Annotated in this window: 18 protein-coding genes and 2 other annotated features; of the genes, 10 read left to right on the top strand and 8 right to left on the bottom strand. The window is 35.0% G+C overall.

Going from position 1 to position 16,504, the window contains the following annotated elements; all coding sequences use genetic code 11:
- Positions 1-54: 54 nt before the first annotated feature.
- Positions 55-325 (top strand) — a binding site (T-box leader).
- A gap of 50 nt (positions 326-375) precedes the next feature.
- Positions 376-2,010, top strand: a complete 1,635-nt coding sequence (gene metG, locus AC1DKZ_RS17375) for a methionine--tRNA ligase (protein WP_215584205.1) — start codon at positions 376-378, stop codon at positions 2,008-2,010.
- Positions 2,011-2,205: 195 nt separating this feature from the next.
- On the opposite strand, the gene AC1DKZ_RS17380 is transcribed toward metG, so the two are convergent.
- The 5 genes from AC1DKZ_RS17380 to AC1DKZ_RS17400 all read right to left on the bottom strand — a co-directional run bounded on the left by AC1DKZ_RS17380 (position 2,206) and on the right by AC1DKZ_RS17400 (position 6,635).
- Positions 2,206-3,108, bottom strand: a complete 903-nt coding sequence (locus AC1DKZ_RS17380; protein ID WP_367963774.1) for an EamA family transporter — start codon at positions 3,106-3,108, stop codon at positions 2,206-2,208.
- A 138-nt stretch (positions 3,109-3,246) separates the two neighbouring features.
- A complete protein-coding gene (locus AC1DKZ_RS17385; protein ID WP_476996738.1) occupies positions 3,247-4,686 on the bottom strand; it encodes a sensor histidine kinase in 1,440 nt (479 codons plus the stop codon).
- A complete protein-coding gene (locus tag AC1DKZ_RS17390) occupies positions 4,664-5,335 on the bottom strand; it encodes a response regulator transcription factor (RefSeq protein ID WP_215567742.1) in 672 nt (223 codons plus the stop codon). The genes AC1DKZ_RS17385 and AC1DKZ_RS17390 overlap by 23 nt, the downstream gene beginning before the upstream one ends.
- Before the next feature lie 364 nt (positions 5,336-5,699).
- A complete protein-coding gene (locus AC1DKZ_RS17395; RefSeq protein ID WP_002015973.1) occupies positions 5,700-6,161 on the bottom strand; it encodes a L,D-transpeptidase in 462 nt (153 codons plus the stop codon).
- Positions 6,162-6,191: 30 nt separating this feature from the next.
- On the bottom strand, positions 6,192-6,635 hold the full coding sequence (locus tag AC1DKZ_RS17400; protein ID WP_002034632.1) for a DUF3978 family protein: 444 nt from the start codon (positions 6,633-6,635) through the stop codon (positions 6,192-6,194).
- A gap of 414 nt (positions 6,636-7,049) precedes the next feature.
- Here AC1DKZ_RS17400 and AC1DKZ_RS17405 point away from each other — a divergent pair, with 414 nt between their 5' ends.
- From AC1DKZ_RS17405 to AC1DKZ_RS17425, 5 genes are all read left to right on the top strand, one after another.
- Positions 7,050-7,664, top strand: coding sequence for a DedA family protein (locus AC1DKZ_RS17405; RefSeq protein ID WP_002143668.1), 615 nt, complete (start codon positions 7,050-7,052; stop codon positions 7,662-7,664).
- A 276-nt stretch (positions 7,665-7,940) separates the two neighbouring features.
- Positions 7,941-8,186 (top strand): helix-turn-helix transcriptional regulator, encoded by a 246-nt coding sequence (locus AC1DKZ_RS17410; protein ID WP_002067963.1) that lies wholly within the window; start codon positions 7,941-7,943, stop codon positions 8,184-8,186.
- Complete coding sequence (locus AC1DKZ_RS17415; protein WP_033713416.1) at positions 8,176-8,883, top strand: DUF3169 family protein; 708 nt, start codon at positions 8,176-8,178, stop codon at positions 8,881-8,883. Before AC1DKZ_RS17410 ends, AC1DKZ_RS17415 begins: the two co-directional genes overlap by 11 nt.
- A gap of 42 nt (positions 8,884-8,925) precedes the next feature.
- Positions 8,926-9,978: a site-2 protease family protein gene (locus AC1DKZ_RS17420; RefSeq protein WP_002129811.1), complete on the top strand. Its 1,053-nt coding sequence runs from the start codon at positions 8,926-8,928 to the stop codon at positions 9,976-9,978.
- 85 nt (positions 9,979-10,063) lie between these two features.
- Positions 10,064-10,204, top strand: a complete 141-nt coding sequence (locus tag AC1DKZ_RS17425; RefSeq protein ID WP_000404757.1) for a DUF3985 family protein — start codon at positions 10,064-10,066, stop codon at positions 10,202-10,204.
- 225 nt (positions 10,205-10,429) lie between these two features.
- On the opposite strand, the gene AC1DKZ_RS17430 is transcribed toward AC1DKZ_RS17425, so the two are convergent.
- On the bottom strand, positions 10,430-10,816 hold the full coding sequence (locus AC1DKZ_RS17430) for a DUF3938 domain-containing protein (RefSeq protein ID WP_002192344.1): 387 nt from the start codon (positions 10,814-10,816) through the stop codon (positions 10,430-10,432).
- Positions 10,817-11,156: 340 nt separating this feature from the next.
- On the bottom strand, positions 11,157-12,050 hold the full coding sequence (locus AC1DKZ_RS17435) for a YitT family protein (protein WP_000530031.1): 894 nt from the start codon (positions 12,048-12,050) through the stop codon (positions 11,157-11,159).
- Positions 12,051-12,324: 274 nt separating this feature from the next.
- On the opposite strand from AC1DKZ_RS17435, the gene AC1DKZ_RS17440 reads away from it, so the two are divergent.
- The 3 genes from AC1DKZ_RS17440 to AC1DKZ_RS17450 all read left to right on the top strand — a co-directional run bounded on the left by AC1DKZ_RS17440 (position 12,325) and on the right by AC1DKZ_RS17450 (position 14,368).
- Complete coding sequence (locus tag AC1DKZ_RS17440) at positions 12,325-12,609, top strand: hypothetical protein (RefSeq protein ID WP_002015967.1); 285 nt, start codon at positions 12,325-12,327, stop codon at positions 12,607-12,609.
- Between the two features lie 28 nt (positions 12,610-12,637).
- Positions 12,638-13,420, top strand: a complete 783-nt coding sequence (locus AC1DKZ_RS17445) for a membrane protein insertase YidC (protein ID WP_447619808.1) — start codon at positions 12,638-12,640, stop codon at positions 13,418-13,420.
- A gap of 129 nt (positions 13,421-13,549) precedes the next feature.
- Positions 13,550-14,368 (top strand): hypothetical protein, encoded by an 819-nt coding sequence (locus AC1DKZ_RS17450; protein ID WP_476996739.1) that lies wholly within the window; start codon positions 13,550-13,552, stop codon positions 14,366-14,368.
- 90 nt (positions 14,369-14,458) lie between these two features.
- Here the strand turns inward: AC1DKZ_RS17450 and AC1DKZ_RS17455 are convergent, their stop codons facing one another.
- Entirely contained in the window at positions 14,459-14,686 is a 228-nt protein-coding gene (locus AC1DKZ_RS17455; RefSeq protein ID WP_002015964.1) for a hypothetical protein, read from the bottom strand.
- Between the two features lie 165 nt (positions 14,687-14,851).
- Positions 14,852-15,088 (top strand) — a binding site (T-box leader).
- Positions 15,089-15,153: 65 nt separating this feature from the next.
- Here AC1DKZ_RS17455 and AC1DKZ_RS17460 point away from each other — a divergent pair.
- Positions 15,154-16,467: an APC family permease gene (locus tag AC1DKZ_RS17460; protein WP_002015963.1), complete on the top strand. Its 1,314-nt coding sequence runs from the start codon at positions 15,154-15,156 to the stop codon at positions 16,465-16,467.
- Positions 16,468-16,504 lie beyond the last annotated feature (37 nt).

A 16,504-nucleotide genomic window follows, 5' to 3' on the forward strand; every position in this document is an offset into this window, starting at 1 on the left:
TTTTGAATAAAAGTTTGATTTTTCTGTTGTTAAGTCGTAAAATACGTTTTATACATAAAAGCGTTGAAAAGGAAAAGTAGAATGGAACCATTCTTTCCAGAGAGCTTCGGTAGCTGAGAAGAAGCAAGAATATTCATTTGAACAATGGCCTTTGAGCTTCGTCCTGAACTTATCAAATGATAATAGTAGGCGGCGACGAGAGTTGGTACTCGTTATCAAAACCACAGTATAAGAGCATATAGCTCCGTACTTGTTAAGGTTAGTTATGCGAATGACTGACGAAATAAGGTGGTACCGCGACTGTTTATAAAGCCCCGCCCTTATCTTTTTTAAGATAAGGGCGGGGCTTTTTATATTTTAAAGGAGGAATATAAGATGAGTATTTTTATTGGAGGCGCTTGGCCGTATGCAAATGGTTCGTTACACCTTGGACACATTGCTAGTTTGTTACCAGGAGATATTTTAGCACGTTATTACAGGGCAAAAGGTGAGCATGTGTTGTATGTTTCAGGAAGTGATTGTAATGGAACACCGATTACAATTAGAGCAAAGCAAGACGGTGTGATGGTGAAAGAAATTGCTGATAAGTATCACGAAGAGTTTGAGCGATGTTTTCGTAGCCTTGGTTTTACTTATGATTGCTATACACGTACAGATAGTGAGCATCATCATGAAACTGTTCAAAAAGTCTTTTTGCGACTATTAGAAGAAGGTTATATTTATAAAAAAGTAGTTGAACAAGCTTATTGCGAAACGTGTACGCAATTTTTACCGGATCGATATGTAGAAGGTATTTGTCCGCATTGTCATGAAGCAGCAAGGGGCGATCAATGCGATGCTTGTTCCGCTATTTTAGATCCACTCGATTTGTTAGAAAAGAAATGTAAGTTATGTGGTAGTACGCCATCAGTACAGGAAACAGAGCATTTCTATTTTGCATTGCATAAATTTCAGCAGCAAATTAAAGAGGTCGTAGAAATTGCAAAGCAGAAAGGAACATGGCGCGACAATGCAATTCAATTAACAGAGAGATATTTAAAGGAAGGATTACAAGATAGGGCAGTGTCACGTGATTTACCAATTGGGGTACCAATTCCAGTGGCAGGATATGAAGATAAGAAAATTTACGTATGGATTGAAGCAGTGACAGGATATTATTCGGCGAGTAAACGCTGGACTGAAGAAACAGGGAAAGATGATCAAGAGTTTTGGGATAAAGAAGCGAAAACATATTATGTGCACGGAAAGGATAATATTCCGTTTCATTCAATCATTTGGCCAGCGGTATTACTTGGAATAGGAGAAGAAGCAATCCCGCGTCATATCGTTTCGAATGAATATTTAACAGTTGAAAAAAGAAAATTATCTACAAGTAAAAACTGGGCAGTATGGGTGCCTGACATATTAGAACGCTATAATCCAGATTCTATTCGTTACTTTTTAACAGTTAACGCACCAGAAAATCGTGATACTGATTTTTCATGGCGTGAATTCATTTACAGTCATAATAGTGAATTGTTAGGTGCATACGGGAACTTTGTGAACCGGACATTAAAGTTTATTGAAAAATATTATGGTGGTACTGTACCGAAGGGAAGTATTGATGTAGAGCTGAAAGATAAAGTAGAAGGATTATATAAAAGTGTAGGAGAGGCGATTGAACAAACTAAATTTAAGGTGGCACTAGAAACAATATTTGATGCAGTACGCTTTGCAAATAAGTACTTTGATGAAAAGCAGCCTTGGAAACAAAGAGAAGACGACCCAGTTTCATGTGAGGAAACAATTTATAATTGTGTTTACCTAATAGCAAACTTTGCACAACTGCTTGAACCATTTTTACCGTTTTCAAGTGAAAGAGTTAGAAATACATTATCGAGTGTTAAAGTAAATTGGGAACCTCAAAATACGTTGCCAAACCGAATTGATAATGTACAGCCATTATTTGAGCGAATCGATGTAAAACAAATTGAACATGAGGTAGAGAAGTTATATGGAGCAGTAAAGTGAAATATAAGGAAAAGACCTTTCAAATAAATGAAAGGTCTTTTGTTATGCTGTATAACCCTCTTTCTTATCTTTCAAAAAGAAAAGCACAGCAAGGATTACGAGAATAATAGCCGCAATATCATATGTTATTTTGAAGGTAGTAATAAAGTTTAACATATCGTAACTTTATTCACATTTATATACAAGTTGATGTTGTCACGCACTATGAACACGATTATGTTTTTTTTCTTTCCTAGCAGTAAGTAGTTGTGGTGTGAAAATACCGAGTAATATAACCACAATCCCAATCCACTGCATTGGCGATACAACTTCATGAACAAGTGTAATAGAAGCGATAATTGCTGTTGGTAATTCAGCTGCACCTAATATTGTACCAAGTCCCGTTCCGACTTTTGGTACCCCAATTGAAAAACAAATGACAGGTATAATAACCCCGAACAGTCCAAGGAAGAAAGCATATTTCCATAGGCCTGCTTGTAAAGCGCCGTCCGTTAAAAAGGTAGGCGGGAAAAATAAGCATACAATAAGAGTAGCACTCGTTGTCATAAGAAAGCTTTTCGTATAAGGCGGAACATCTGTAGCAACGCGCCCGCTTACAAATACATAGAATGAGAAAGAGACGGCAGCTAATAGTCCGAAAATAATACCTTTCGTAGAAAAGTTTTGTCCAAGACCTTCAAATACTCCACCAGCAAACAATGTACCAGTAAATAAAATAATAATAGATATAAATTTCTCACGGCTTGGGAATGTTCGGTTGGCAATCGCTTCGATGACTACACCAATCCAAGTGAACTGAAAGAGTAAAACGACAGCGATAGAGGCTGGCAGTTCTTCTACAGAAATAGCATAGAAAATACCTGTCATACTCATTGTTGTGCCGACTGTTAGTAACGAAAAGAATTGTTTTTTTGATACTTTATGACGTGAAAAGAAAAGAACGAGTAAAAGTAGTCCAATCCATCCGAAGACATATTGTCCTCCTAGTAGTTGGTGTGATGAAAATCCGTCGATGAATCCGAGTTTAAAAATAGTTGAAAGTACGCCGTAGCTACAAGCACCGAGTAAAACGAGTAGTGAATACTTAAACTTCTCCATAAAAATCCTCCTTTTAAATAATAAAAAACGCCCGCTATCCAAATAAGGATAACGGGCGAACGAAACAGAGTAAGATACTCTACAAAATTCCGCCATTCATACGAAGTATGAATTTGGGGTATGAAATTAGAGTAGGTTTTACATTGCTTTTGGGAATACAATGGAGCATTTTACACCTTGAGGTGTGTTTTGTATTCCATAAGGAAACTGATGTTTATCTAATATTTGTTTTACAATATATAACCCAAGACCACTACCTTGTACTAAGCCATGTTTGTCAGGATTTGCGCGATAGAATGGTTCAAATAAATGGGCAAGTTTATCTTCGTCAATTTGAGAACCTGTATTTAATACTTCTAATGCGTAACCGTTTGGCTTTTCATAAAGTTTTATATATACATGCTGATGGTCAATTGTATAATGAATTGCATTTGAAATAATGTTAAAAATAGCAGTTTGCATAAATTTAGGATCAGCTAAAATTTGTACATCTTGTTTAATGTTAGATTGAACATTTAATTGTTTTACAGATACAAAATAATCTACTTTCTTTATAACGTCCTCAATAATATTAGTTAATGAGATAACTTTTAAATTTGGTTTAAATTGAGGGTTTTGTATTTTGGATAATTCTGACACTTTTTCCGTTAATATGTTAATATCTTGCATCATCTCATATGAACGTTTTAAATATTTATCTCTATCTTTATAAGTGCCAATTCCGTGAATCATGCCATCGAGTTGTCCCATAACGGCTGCGATTGGTGTTTTTAATTCATGGGATATCATAGACATAAATTCTTTACGAGATTGTTCTAACTGTTGTTCCTTCTTGAGTTCATTTCTTAAATCTTGATTGCTTTCATGTAAATTTTTCACAATAGTAGGTACTTGTGAGGCAGCTACTTGCAAATTAAAATCTGTTTGATCTGTATTTTTGTTAAGTAGCTTTTTATCTGAGAAATCAAGATTCATAATATCTTTTAAAGCATCGCTCATATATCGGAAAGGTTTGGCGATTATTTTTGCATAGATTAAAGATCCAAGCAGAGATAATGCAAGCATTGTCGCCCCAATATGTGGAGCTAACTGCTGCAAAACAGCTGTTAACTTTGGATTATCATGTGTATCATTTGCTTTACTTGCTGCATTTTGTGTATGTAAGGCATCATTGTTAGTAACTTGCTTTTCCGCTTTTGTAAGTGAAGACGTTGTGTTACTTTTCCCCGGAATATTTTGTGCATGTTCTTTTGCTTTTGCAGTTTGGCTAGGCTGCAAAAGATGATTGATGGCTGTAGAGAGTGTTTTCATGTCTATTTGAGAAGATTGAAAATTAGAGATGCTACTCTCTGACACAGCTTTATTTTGCTTTGTTTTACTTTGGTCGTTTTGTTTGTCTGATTCCGCTTGTTCCGCAGTTTGCGTTCCAGAAGCTTTCAAACGATCTTTATCGTAATTTGAGGCTAGAAAATAAATAATTTGATAAAGACAAAGTGATAACAGAATACAAAATAATAAGGTTTTGATGAATATATTTTTGGTGATGTTGTCTTTGCTACGACTCGATTTTGTAGCCAATGCCTTTCACCGTTTTAATATAAGGAATTTCTAATTTTTTTCGTAAGTTTTTAATATGTGTATCTATAACCCTCACATCACCATAATGTTCATAGCCCCATACCTTATTCAACAAATCACTTCTTGATAATACTTTTCCCCGATTTTGCAGTAAAGTATATATAATTTCAAATTCTTTTGTAGTCAATTCAATTTGATTACCATGAACATAAGCGGCATATGCTGTAGAATTTAACATCAATTCATGGAATTGTAGTATAGTTGCAGCTTCTGCTTCTGCTTCCTTTGTTGCTGCCCTTCTTAATACAGCTTCTACACGTTTTATAAATACGGTGTAATGGAACGGTTTTGTAATATAGTCATCAATACCTAACTCAAATCCTTTAATTTCACTTTCTTCATTATGTAAGCCTGTTAACATAATGATTGGTACATCAGATTGTCCTCGCATAATTTTACAAATACTATAGCCATCTATATCTGGTAACATTACATCGAGGAGGACAAGATCGTATGAATTTTTTTGGAAAAGAAGAATGCCTTCTGTTCCAGCACCAACTACATCAACAGTAAAGTTTTGTGCCATTAGAAATTCACGAATAAGTTCTTGTATATCTGGGTTGTCTTCAATCACCAGTATATGCGTCATAGTAACACCTCCTAAATAACGCTTTTTACTGCAATATTCGAATTCATCATTTTTCGGATGGCTCAGATTGTTTATACATATAATAAGCCCCCGCTATAAAATAGTAATGAAAGTAGCAAGGGGGATTGTTTAGTGTCACTGAATAGTTCAGAATTACAGTAGTTCTATTATAGTATGTATTGTAAAATTTATAAAATATTATAACTGTATAATTTTAATATCCATGTTTATCAATGTTACGATGATGTTGAATGCAATCTATTTTTATTATATATGTAAATACAGTTGTTTTGCTACTGTAAATGAATAAATAAAATAAGCCAAGACATAAAATTCTTGGCTACACATAAATCTTGTTCTTAGGCTAATTTACAGTGACAGTAGCTTGTTGCTGAACGCGCTCAAATAACCAGTGAATATCATTGTTAAACATACGAATACAACCAAGTGTTGTTGCTTTCCCGATTGCTTGATTATTGTTAGTTCCATGAATCGCATACGTTGTTCCGTAAGTTCCTGCCATATTTAATCCGAGCCAGCGGTCCCCAAGTGGATTACGTGGATCGCCGCCTTTAATTTTTCCTGTATAGTAAGGACGGTTTTTAATTTTATTTACGATTTGAAAAGTACCCTTAGGTGTTGGTGTTGCTGCTTTTCCAGTAGCGACAGTGAAACTTTTTATGAATTTTCCATCTTGATAATAATCCATTTTATTTATTTTTGTGTTTACGATAAGCTGATCTTTCGTCGTAGCTGCTTCTGCAGTAGTGAATGGAAGAGTTAAAAATCCTAATGATAATAGCGCACTTAATAATAGTTTTTTCATTATATTCTCCTTTTACTTGTTGTAGTAGTCTTACATACAATGAATTTGTAATCCTCGTAATGCTTGATTGACATTTTCATCTAATGTTTCAAAGAAGGTAGTAATCTTTGTATTACATTTGTTGTTTTTATCAATAAGTAATCTTTCATTTAATAAAAGCTCACCATGTAGTCCAAAACTTTGAACTCGAATATTTAGTTCATCTTCAGTTTCAGAAATAATCGGTAAGAAATAGTGAAAAGCTTTCGTTGGAATGATGTAGCTTTTGCCAATCATGCTTTCTTGATTTGAATTAACCCATTTTCTCGTGACGATCTTAATGTTCTTTTTTGAAACGATAAAAGACAGCGTTGTAGATTTTGTTAAACTTACGTCAAATTCATTTGTTTCACATATTTGTAAATTAAAAACGGTTTCATTTTGATGAGATTCAACATTCGTATTAATAAAATCGTGCATTTTATAAGCTTCCATTTCTTATTCACCCTTTTTTCAATTTCGAAAAGCGACTTATATTTATTCAGTTTAATGTTTAGTCATATATTAGCTAAATTTTTCAACAAATTCCGATATAATCTTACAATACGTATATGAAGCTAATATGAAGTTCATATGAGTTTGTGGTGGTTTTTTATAGAGAACAAAATAAGGTGGTTTTCGAGTGTTAAAAACTGGATGAAAAATGTATATTAATGGATTTCCTTCGCGTGATATATAGTTGTTAGCTTGTTTTTAAATGCTAATAGATATAAGTAAATAGAGAACAAAAAACTTTAGAATGAGCCTTACAAAAATGTAATAAAAATGTAAGCTATTGTGATAGTTATTTCGACAATTTTTTTATACAATAATAGTAACAAGTTGTACGTGAATGAAAGGGGAGATGACATGGAATGGGTTCATGAATTATTTCAGCAATATGGGTATTATGTAGTACTTGTAGGCTTGCTGTTAGAATATATTGCACTTCCGTTTCCGGGAGAGCCAACATTAGCATATGCGGGGTTTTTAGCACAGAAGGGTGATCTAAGTTTACCTATTTTAATTATCCTATCCTTTATTGGGACAAGTGTAGGAATGACGATTCAATACTTTTTAGGTAATAAGCTTGGTATGCCTTTTGTTCAAAAATACGGGAAGTACGTATTTTTAACACAAAGAAAAATTGATTTAACGAGAATGTGGTTCGATAAATATGGATATTTCCTTATCTTTATTGGCTTCTTCATTCCTGGTGTACGTCATTTTACAGGATACTTTGCAGGTATCATTAACTTACCGTTTCGCCGCTTTGCAATTACAATTTATTCAGGTGCTTTATTCTGGGTATCGTTCTTCTTAATTGGCGGCTACTGGTTAGGTGGTAACTTACATGATATTTTCGGATTACTGGGAGATCATATCGGCAAAATCATTTTCGGAGCGATTGTCATTGTAGCAATTACGTTAAGCATTCGTTTCCGCAAACAACTAAAACGAGTATTTTTACAAAACGCAAGTTAATATGGAATCCATTCTATGTCAGATTTTAGGGAGGCAGTGCAAAAGCACTGCCTTTTTTATTGTATTTTCCAGTTTGTTTTTATTTTTCCATCGATACCGTCACCGGTGGCTGGTATATAATACGTTCCTATTTTTTTTCCGTATGTGATTATTAAAATCTATTATCTAAGTTATATATTTAGGAGAATATAGATTTATTTTTGACATGTATATAAGTCAAAATGACAATTATAATTGACAAAGATAAGGATATTATTTACAATTTTAATTAAATAAATGAAAAAGAGGGAAGACATGAAGCTTCAAAATCGAGTGAGGGAATTTCGAGCAAAGCATCGTTTATCACAAGGGGATTTAGGGAAAGCGATTGGCTCATCACGGCAAACCATTAGTTTAATTGAGCGCGGAGATTATGCACCATCTATTGTGTTATCGCTAAAAATCGCACAAATTTTTGGAGCGCCGGTGGAGGAGATATTTATGTTGGTGGAGGGGGAAGAGGACGATGAAGATGAAGAGTAAACGAAAAAAACAATTTGATTTTGTGGGGAAAATAGCATTAAGTATGATGGGTGGCTTTTTAACATCTTATATAGCTTTAAATTTACTCTCGAATGAACCGAGAAAATTATCATCTAATACATTTATAGGTGTATGTACTATTTTTGGAATCTTAATGATGTACTACACTTGGAAGAATACACGTATGTTAGCGGAGGCACGCGATGAAGAAGAGAGCGTACAAGGCAGAAAATTAGGCATTATAAGTATATATTTACGTGTAGGTGATATAGTTACGCAGGCATGGTTTGTATATGCAGTTATTACATGTAGACGTGCACTGTTACAGGATACAAATGTGTCATTTGCAGTGTGGAATTTAGTAGCTTCTATTGTCTGTTTAACTATTGTAGTGGTTATCGGGCTCATAACAAAAAATCGTTATAATAAGCTATATCCTGAACAAGGTGTAACATATATGGAATCTATGAAAATGTGGACGAAAAACGCAGATGAAGGATTAAAGCACATTGTGCATGAGGCTGGATATAAAGCATATGAATTTACGAATACAATATTGGCATATGTATGGTGGGCTGCCGTTATATATACAGCGGCTAGTGATATCGATTTTGTATTAATTGGCTTAATCTCATTTATTTGGATATTGCATCTCGGAAAATTCATGTACGAAATGCAGAGAAAAATGATTTATTAAGGGGAGAAAAAGGTGGATATTTTAAGAAGGCCAGCTGGTTCCATGACGGCGGCGCTAGTTCTGTCCATTTTATACGGAGTAATTCGAACTGGGAAATTAGAAGTAATGTTGAATATATGGGCAGTATTTGGAATTGTATTATTAGTGTTAGCCATTCATGAGCTAGGGCACGTAGTATTTGGTTTGATAGGTGGTTTGAATTTTAAATTTATGACAGTAGGACCTATCACTGTTCAAAAAGAAAAGGGGAAATTACGCATTCGAGAAAATAAATTATGGGCGTACTTTGGTGGTGTGGTGATGTTAGCACCGTCTTCTATAGAGACACCGAACCTTTCAAAGAAATGGGCGTGGATGACTTTAGGCGGACCAATTATGAGTTTATTATTCGGTATTACTTCAGGTTACATATACATGGTGAGCTATTATCAATATCTTTTATATTTTTCCGTTTTCCACTTTGTGATTTTTGCAGTTACAATCGTGCCGATAAAAGGAACGCTTCTGAGTGATGGCATGCAATTTCTCATTTTAATTAAAGATGATGAAAAAGCTAAGCAGCATTTATATACGATTCAAATATCGAGTGAGTTATTTAGTTATAAAAGACCGAAAGATTGGGATGAGAGATTAGTAGAACTTAGTGAGGAAAAATTAAAAGAGGATAAAAGTATAAGAGAGATAATGAGCGGACTTATGCTCGTCTTTTATGCCCGAGCTGATCAAAAGGGAATGGAAAGAGCGATACCGTATATAGAACAAATTGTTCAGCTATCTGTAACGAAGGAAAATAAATTTTTCGTTGGTAGTTTTCATAGTTGGTATCTTTTATATAAAGCTCTGTATCAGACGGATAGCCTTTCTCTGCAAGAAGCAAAGGAACATGCAAAGGCCATTACCAAAATGGATTTAAACGGATATTACCGTACACAAGGAATTATTAAATATTTAGAGGACGATATGGAAGCTTCCCGCATTTATATGAAGAAAGCTGATAAAGAATTGGAGAGTGCTGAGAAGAGTGGAATGGGATATTTACAAGTAGAGAGAGAATGGTTTGAGCAGCTACAGGCGAGGGTATCTTACGATGGGTGAGGTATCCTCTTTTTTATATGTCATCTTATTCGATTTCATAAAAAACGAAGTACAGGTAGAATAAAAGAGATAGGAGGAGATACATATGGAAATTTTATCGATTATTTTGATAGTCTTGCTCATTTATGCTGTTTTTAAAGTGGCGTATGTAGCATTAAAGATACTCGCGATCCTATTAATTATCTTTTTAATCGTTGAGTTCGGCAGTAAGTTACTTGGGGGATAGGCATGTTGTGCGTTTTGAGTGTCGAACCGTCGATATAATGAAAAAATCGCTGATATAAGTGGAGAAACGATCGATATATTTTAAACATCGTTGATATATTTAATTGAATACTAAGTGGGGTATATGGGAAAGAAGTTGCCGTGGAGGTAACTTCTTTTTATTTTGGTGATGGGGTATGAACAGGAAAGAACAGGAAACAAAAAAGCTGGAAGAGTATCTTCCAGCTTAAGAGTTACTTTCAATTTGACGACCATTTTCTTCTTCGTGGTCTTGTAGTAGGTTGAATACATCTGCTAGGCAGAATGCGATAAACCAAGTCCATAGACCGTGGAAGAAAGCTGAGCTTAATTGAAGTGGTAATGTATAGTTTGTCATTGAGTAGGAAATACATCCACCAACGATTCCGATCATTGTTAATAACATTGTTTTTTGAGCATTTTCTTCTGGATTGAAGAGGAAGAAAATGTATCCGCCTAAAATTGAAGCGCTTACAAGGGTTTCGATTCCATTAAAAATGATATTCTCTCCAAGCTCTGTGTTTGTCCAGAAACAGATCACGCCGCCGACGATCGCAAATAGGACAGCTAGTGTGTATCGTATATATTGATTCATATGTTCATCTCCTTATGTAATAAGATGATTTGGAAGTCAAAAAGGTAGGTATAGTATATTGAAGTGAATTTTAGTTGTACGTATCTTTTATAAAAAGATCAGTGAAGAATAACTAAGATGATCGGTTTTTTTAAACCGTTACGTGTATGGTGTCTGAAATATACCCGACTGCTCGTTTCTTTTTGCTTATAAAAATAAGAGAAACTTCCAAGTCTATATACTCTTTTTTGTAAGTCTAGTTTTATTATAACATATTTAGTGATACAATAATAGAATTATCTGATTTTGTAATAAGTGTAAAAAATAAAAAACGCAAGGAATTGTAGTTCCTTGCGCTTTTTTATATACGTTTGAAACGGCCGACAATTTCAACTGTTTCAGTAATGTTCATAAATGCTTTATTATCCACTTGGCGGATAATACGTTTCATTTCGCCCAACTCGTAGCGAGTTACGACAGTGTAAATCATTTTTTTCTTATGGTTTGTATAGCCGCCGACAGCATCTACCATTGTTACGCCACGTATGCCGTGATGTAATAGTGAGCTTTTTATTTCCTCACCTTTTTCTGTAATTGTCATTATCGTTAATTTAATATGTTTTGTATGCACGGCATCAATTACTTTGCTGACTACAAACCGACTAATTAACGTATAAAGCGTAATATCCCATCCGAAAATAAATCCTGCTGCAACAAGTAAGATTAAGTTGAATCCAAAGATGATTGCTCCAATTGAAACATCGCGATGTTTCGCTACAATCAATCCAACAACATCAAAACCACCTGTTGAAGAAGCAAATCGGAATATGATTCCTGAGGCAGCACCGCAGATGACACCACCGAATACAGAAGACAGTAAAATATCGTCTGAAACTTGGTGTACTGGGATAATGTTCATCGCTAAAGATGATACAGCCACAAAGTATGCCGTTAAAAAGGTTGTCTTCTTTCCTAAGTAAAAGTGACTTAAAATAAGAAGCGGAATGTTTAGTAAAAAGATAAGTGCTCCGATATTGTAGTGCATTAAATAACCGATAATCATCCCTACACCAGCGAACCCACCGCTAATCATATTATGCGGGATAAAAAACATATTCATAGAAATTGCATACAAAATAGAAGCTATAAAAATAACAACTAACTGTATGATGAATTCTAAATGAAATGTTTTAGCTGCTGGGAAGGATAAAAAGGCGGTGTCGGGAACGTAATCGGCGTCTCCTAGTTGACCCATAGTATGTTTCATCTCCATATTCATTTTTGATTACAAGAAGAGAATAAAGCTTTTTTCAAAAACTGGCAATAGTTTTATTATAATGCAAAAATTTTATAAATTTCTAACAAATTAAACCTATTCAAAGATACGTGTGAATATACTAAAGAAAGCGAATACATTGGTTTTCTAGCATAATTTTTTGAGAAAATATACAAAAAAACTTTTGAGAACAAAAGGAAATAGAGAATGTTTGCTGAATATGCTAAAATGACTTTATTAAGGATGTGAAGCGATGGAATTTTTATTGCAGGATGCAATTCTATATATATCGTTTGTAACGACAGCGCTTTGTGTATTAGAAGTCTTTTTTCTTGCTAACGTTTCTCGCTTTGTGCGTCAGCAAGCATCGAGCGGTAGACAGAGAGCTTTTAAACTAGTAGATACGTGTGAAGAGGGTACAAGAAATGTACCGCTATTTTCTATTTTTTATAAATATGGAATGATTCGTTCTGTCCGCAGACAAGAATCGAGTGGAGAGAGTGACGAGGTAGGTCCGTATACACCAATGTTTCGCTAATTAATTACGAAACATTGGAGGAATGAACATGTTAAAATCATACCGAGCTAGGCTCATTAGTTTATCATTATTACTTGTTTTTGTTTTATCTGGCTGCAGCAATGCAGGTACAATTGATTCACATAGTACGGGAATTTGGAACCATTATTTCGTATATCCAATCTCATTTATGATTCAATTTGTTGCTCATCATATACCTGGAGCTAGCTTCGGGATTGCCATCATTATCATGACGCTCGTTATTCGTTCAGCAATGATTCCATTAGCTGTTTCGCAATATCGTAGCCAAGCGAAAATGAAAAAAATGCAACCTGAATTACAGAAGCTGAAACAGAAATACGGTGATGTGGGTAAAGATCTTGAAAAACAAAAGCAGTATCAAAAAGAAATGTCAGAACTAATGAAATCAGGCGGTTGGAATCCGTTAGCTGGGTGCTGGCCAATCTTTATACAAATGCCGATTTTCTCTGCTTTGTATTATGCGATTAGCCGAACTGAAGAGATTCGTACATCTTCATTTTTATGGGTGAACCTAGGACATGCAGATCCATATCATATATTACCGATTATCGCAGCGTTAACAACATTTATTCAAATGAAGGTGTTCCAATCAAATGTAACGCCTGGAGAACAAGCTCAAATGCTGAAAATACAGCAAATTATGATGCCTGCAATGATTCTATTTATGGGATTTGCGGCGCCATCAGGACTGGTGCTGTATTGGATTACAGGTAACTTATTTACAATGACACAAACAATTGTATTAAGAAAAGTAATGGAACGTGAAGAATTACAATTACAAAAAGCTTAGAAAAACGCCGCTCGTGATGAGCGGTGTTTTTTATTTAAATCGTTAAGGAAATTTTAAGAAACCAACATTATTATTGGCATTGTATACGAAAGTGTACATGCTTTAGAAATATGAAGGAGGAAATTTCCTATGAAGAAGAAAACAGTTGGGTATTTAGTAATTGCAGGTGCTCTATCATTTGGAATTGTAGGTGGAGCTGGTATACCAGCGTTTGCGGCAACTAATACTCCAGCAGCTGAGCAAGTTACAAAAGGAACTGCAAAGAAGAATTTAGATGAGGCTACAAAACAAAAAGTAAAAACGATTATGGACGATACAAAGAAACAGTTAGAGGGATTAGGTGTGAAATTCCCAGAGAAGGGTAAGCACAAGGAAATGTTTGCAGGACTAGATGATCAGGCGAAAGAAAAAGCGAAGTCGATTCTAGAGCAAGAAAAGTCCGGGAAATTAACTCGCGAACAAGCAAATGAGGAATTAACAAAGCTAGGCGTGAAATTCCCAGAGAAAGGTAAGCACAAAGATATATTCGCGAATTTAGATGAGGCGACAAAAGAAAAAGCGAAGTCCATTTTTGAGCAAGAAAAGTCCGGAGCATTAACGCATGAGCAAGTGAAAGAGAAATTGAAAGAATTAGGCGTAACGCTTCCAGAGAAAGGGAAGCATGGTGACATGTTCGCGGATTTAGATGAGGCGACAAAAGAAAAAGCGGAAGCAATTTTGAAGCAAGAAAAGTCTGGAACACTAACTCGTGAGCAAGCGAAAGCGAAGTTGAAAGAACTAGGTGTGAAATTCCCAGAGAAAGGGAAGCACGGTGATATGTTCGCGAATCTAGATGAGGCGACAAAAGAAAAAGCGAAAGCGATTCTAGAAAAGGAAAAGAAACAATTAGCAGATTTAAATGTGGATCTTCCAAATCATAAATTTTTTATGAAAAAAGATGATAAATAATTGAACTATGTAGTATCTTTCGTGTGGGTAACCGAAAGGTACATATGACAAATGCGAGGACCGATTTCTGTAAGCAGAAATCGGTCCCTTTTAATGATTCATTGAAATTCTTTTCATTGTTAGTATGTATCCAAAGATGCAGTAGAAGATTGCAAAACCGATAAACACTTCAGTATATTGGTATTTACCTAATACGTAGAAGGAAGCAGCTGGTATAATAGCTACCGCTAAAATGCTATAACCAGGATACTTATATCGATACATGATAGCGAATATAAAAGAAAGAACCGTAGCGATGATACAAAAAATAGCAATCATTATTAGTACACCTCCTACATGAATTATACCATTTTTAGGGAATTAGAGAAGTGTCGGAACTTCTGTTATAATATAAGAAGAGAAATGTTTCTTATGTTATATAAAAAATATATTGATTTTTTCTAACAATTCAATATAATGGGAAACAACTACAAAATTCGACATCAAGAAGTGATGATGAGGATATGATCAGTTTTTTACGATTATCAGAGAGGGAGGCCTTTGGCTGTGAGCTTCCTAATACGGGAAAATCGATTACCACCTCTGAACTGCAGCAGTGAACGGATATCTAGTAATTGCATGCCGGCAAAAACCGTTATTTAGACTTGAGAAATTGGTGAAGTGTGTCACTTTACTAATTGAAACAAGGGTGGAACCACGAATACAACACTCGTCCCTTTTTTAGGGACGAGTGTTTTTTTATTTCATTTTTGCATCACACTAGAATTGGAAGGAGGATACGCAGCATGCATCATGATGAGAAAAACAAAATTGGTTTAACAGTAGCACTTTCTATCGTAGTAGGAACTATTATTGGGTCTGGTGTGTTTATGAAACCAGGGAGCGTATTAGATTACTCAGGGAGTTCTAATATGGCTATTCTTGCTTGGGTAATTGGTGGTCTGTTGACGTTAGCAAGTGGTTTAACAGTAGCCGAAATTGGAGCGCAAATTCCGAAAAATGGTGGGTTGTATACGTATTTAGAGGAGATTTACGGAAGTTTTTGGGGGTATTTATCTGGCTGGATGCAAACAATTGTTTATGGACCAGCTATTATTGGAACGTTAGGTTTGTATTTTAGTTCTTTAATGATCAATTTTTTCTATTTAGATAAAGTCTGGAATTTACCAATCGCAATTGGAACAGTTGTGTTCCTAGGCGTTATAAATAGTTTGGGAACAAAATATGGGGGCATCGTCCAAACGGTTACGACAGTTGGGAAGATGATTCCAATTATATTAATTGTTGTGCTAGGGTTTTGGAAAGGGAATAGTGATATCTTCAACGTAGTTGTACCGATATCAGAAAATCAAAGTATCGGGATGGCAATTTTAGCAACTTTATTTGCCTATGATGGCTGGATTTTGCTTGCTTCTATTGGCGGAGAAATGAAGAATCCAACAAAGTTATTACCGAAGGCAATGACAGTTGGGATTTTAATTGTAACAGCTGCTTACGTATTAATTAACTTAGCGTTATTAAATGTATTACCAGCAGCGAAAATTGTAGCCCTTGGAGAAAACGCAACGGCGACAGCTGCGGGAATGTTACTTGGAGAATATGGCGGGAAAATTATTAGTATCGGTATTATCATTTCTATTTTCGGTTGTTTAAATGGAAAGATTTTAACATTCCCACGTATTCCAATGTCGATGGCAGAGCGTGGACACCTTCCGTTTTCTAAGTTTATTGCAAAAGAAAATTCGAGATTTAAAACACCAGCGAATGCGATTACTGTTGAAATTATATTAGGAATTATTTTAATGATTATTAGTGATCCGAATAAGCTATCCGAGATTTCCGTATTCATTATTTATATTTTCTATGTAATGACATTTATAGGTGTCTTCATTTTAAGAAAACGTAACAAGAATAAAGAGCGTGCATATAGTGTACCGTTATTCCCGATTGTACCAATCGTTGCGATTTTAGGATCGTTGTTTGTACTTGGAAGTGCAATTATTAACGATCCGGTAAGCTGCTTCTTATCAATTGGAATTGTATTTACTGGACTTCCGGTATATTGGTACTTAAATAAGAAGAAAGAAACTGGAGTGTAATGATTGAAGGGCAGGCGTATTATACGCCTGCTTTTTT

The organism is Bacillus sp. 05T21 (assembly GCF_056396785.1).

What these genes read in the sequence shown, in the direction of transcription:
- AC1DKZ_RS17455 (WP_002015964.1), bottom strand. Translation starts at nt 14,686, where the DNA reads ATGATTGCTATTTTTTGTATCATCGCTACGGTTCTTTCTTTTATATTC.
- AC1DKZ_RS17425 (WP_000404757.1), top strand. Translation starts at nt 10,064, where the DNA reads ATGGAAATTTTATCGATTATTTTGATAGTCTTGCTCATTTATGCTGTT.
- AC1DKZ_RS17400 (WP_002034632.1), bottom strand. Translation starts at nt 6,635, where the DNA reads ATGGAAGCTTATAAAATGCACGATTTTATTAATACGAATGTTGAATCT.
- AC1DKZ_RS17430 (WP_002192344.1), bottom strand. Translation starts at nt 10,816, where the DNA reads ATGAATCAATATATACGATACACACTAGCTGTCCTATTTGCGATCGTC.
- AC1DKZ_RS17445 (WP_447619808.1), top strand. Translation starts at nt 12,638, where the DNA reads ATGTTAAAATCATACCGAGCTAGGCTCATTAGTTTATCATTATTACTT.
- AC1DKZ_RS17440 (WP_002015967.1), top strand. Translation starts at nt 12,325, where the DNA reads ATGGAATTTTTATTGCAGGATGCAATTCTATATATATCGTTTGTAACG.
- metG (WP_215584205.1), top strand. Translation starts at nt 376, where the DNA reads ATGAGTATTTTTATTGGAGGCGCTTGGCCGTATGCAAATGGTTCGTTA.
- AC1DKZ_RS17380 (WP_367963774.1), bottom strand. Translation starts at nt 3,108, where the DNA reads ATGGAGAAGTTTAAGTATTCACTACTCGTTTTACTCGGTGCTTGTAGC.
- AC1DKZ_RS17450 (WP_476996739.1), top strand. Translation starts at nt 13,550, where the DNA reads ATGAAGAAGAAAACAGTTGGGTATTTAGTAATTGCAGGTGCTCTATCA.
- AC1DKZ_RS17390 (WP_215567742.1), bottom strand. Translation starts at nt 5,335, where the DNA reads ATGACGCATATACTGGTGATTGAAGACAACCCAGATATACAAGAACTT.
- AC1DKZ_RS17435 (WP_000530031.1), bottom strand. Translation starts at nt 12,050, where the DNA reads ATGGGTCAACTAGGAGACGCCGATTACGTTCCCGACACCGCCTTTTTA.
- AC1DKZ_RS17405 (WP_002143668.1), top strand. Translation starts at nt 7,050, where the DNA reads ATGGAATGGGTTCATGAATTATTTCAGCAATATGGGTATTATGTAGTA.
- AC1DKZ_RS17460 (WP_002015963.1), top strand. Translation starts at nt 15,154, where the DNA reads ATGCATCATGATGAGAAAAACAAAATTGGTTTAACAGTAGCACTTTCT.
- AC1DKZ_RS17410 (WP_002067963.1), top strand. Translation starts at nt 7,941, where the DNA reads ATGAAAAAGAGGGAAGACATGAAGCTTCAAAATCGAGTGAGGGAATTT.
- AC1DKZ_RS17395 (WP_002015973.1), bottom strand. Translation starts at nt 6,161, where the DNA reads ATGAAAAAACTATTATTAAGTGCGCTATTATCATTAGGATTTTTAACT.
- AC1DKZ_RS17420 (WP_002129811.1), top strand. Translation starts at nt 8,926, where the DNA reads ATGACGGCGGCGCTAGTTCTGTCCATTTTATACGGAGTAATTCGAACT.
- AC1DKZ_RS17415 (WP_033713416.1), top strand. Translation starts at nt 8,176, where the DNA reads ATGAAGAGTAAACGAAAAAAACAATTTGATTTTGTGGGGAAAATAGCA.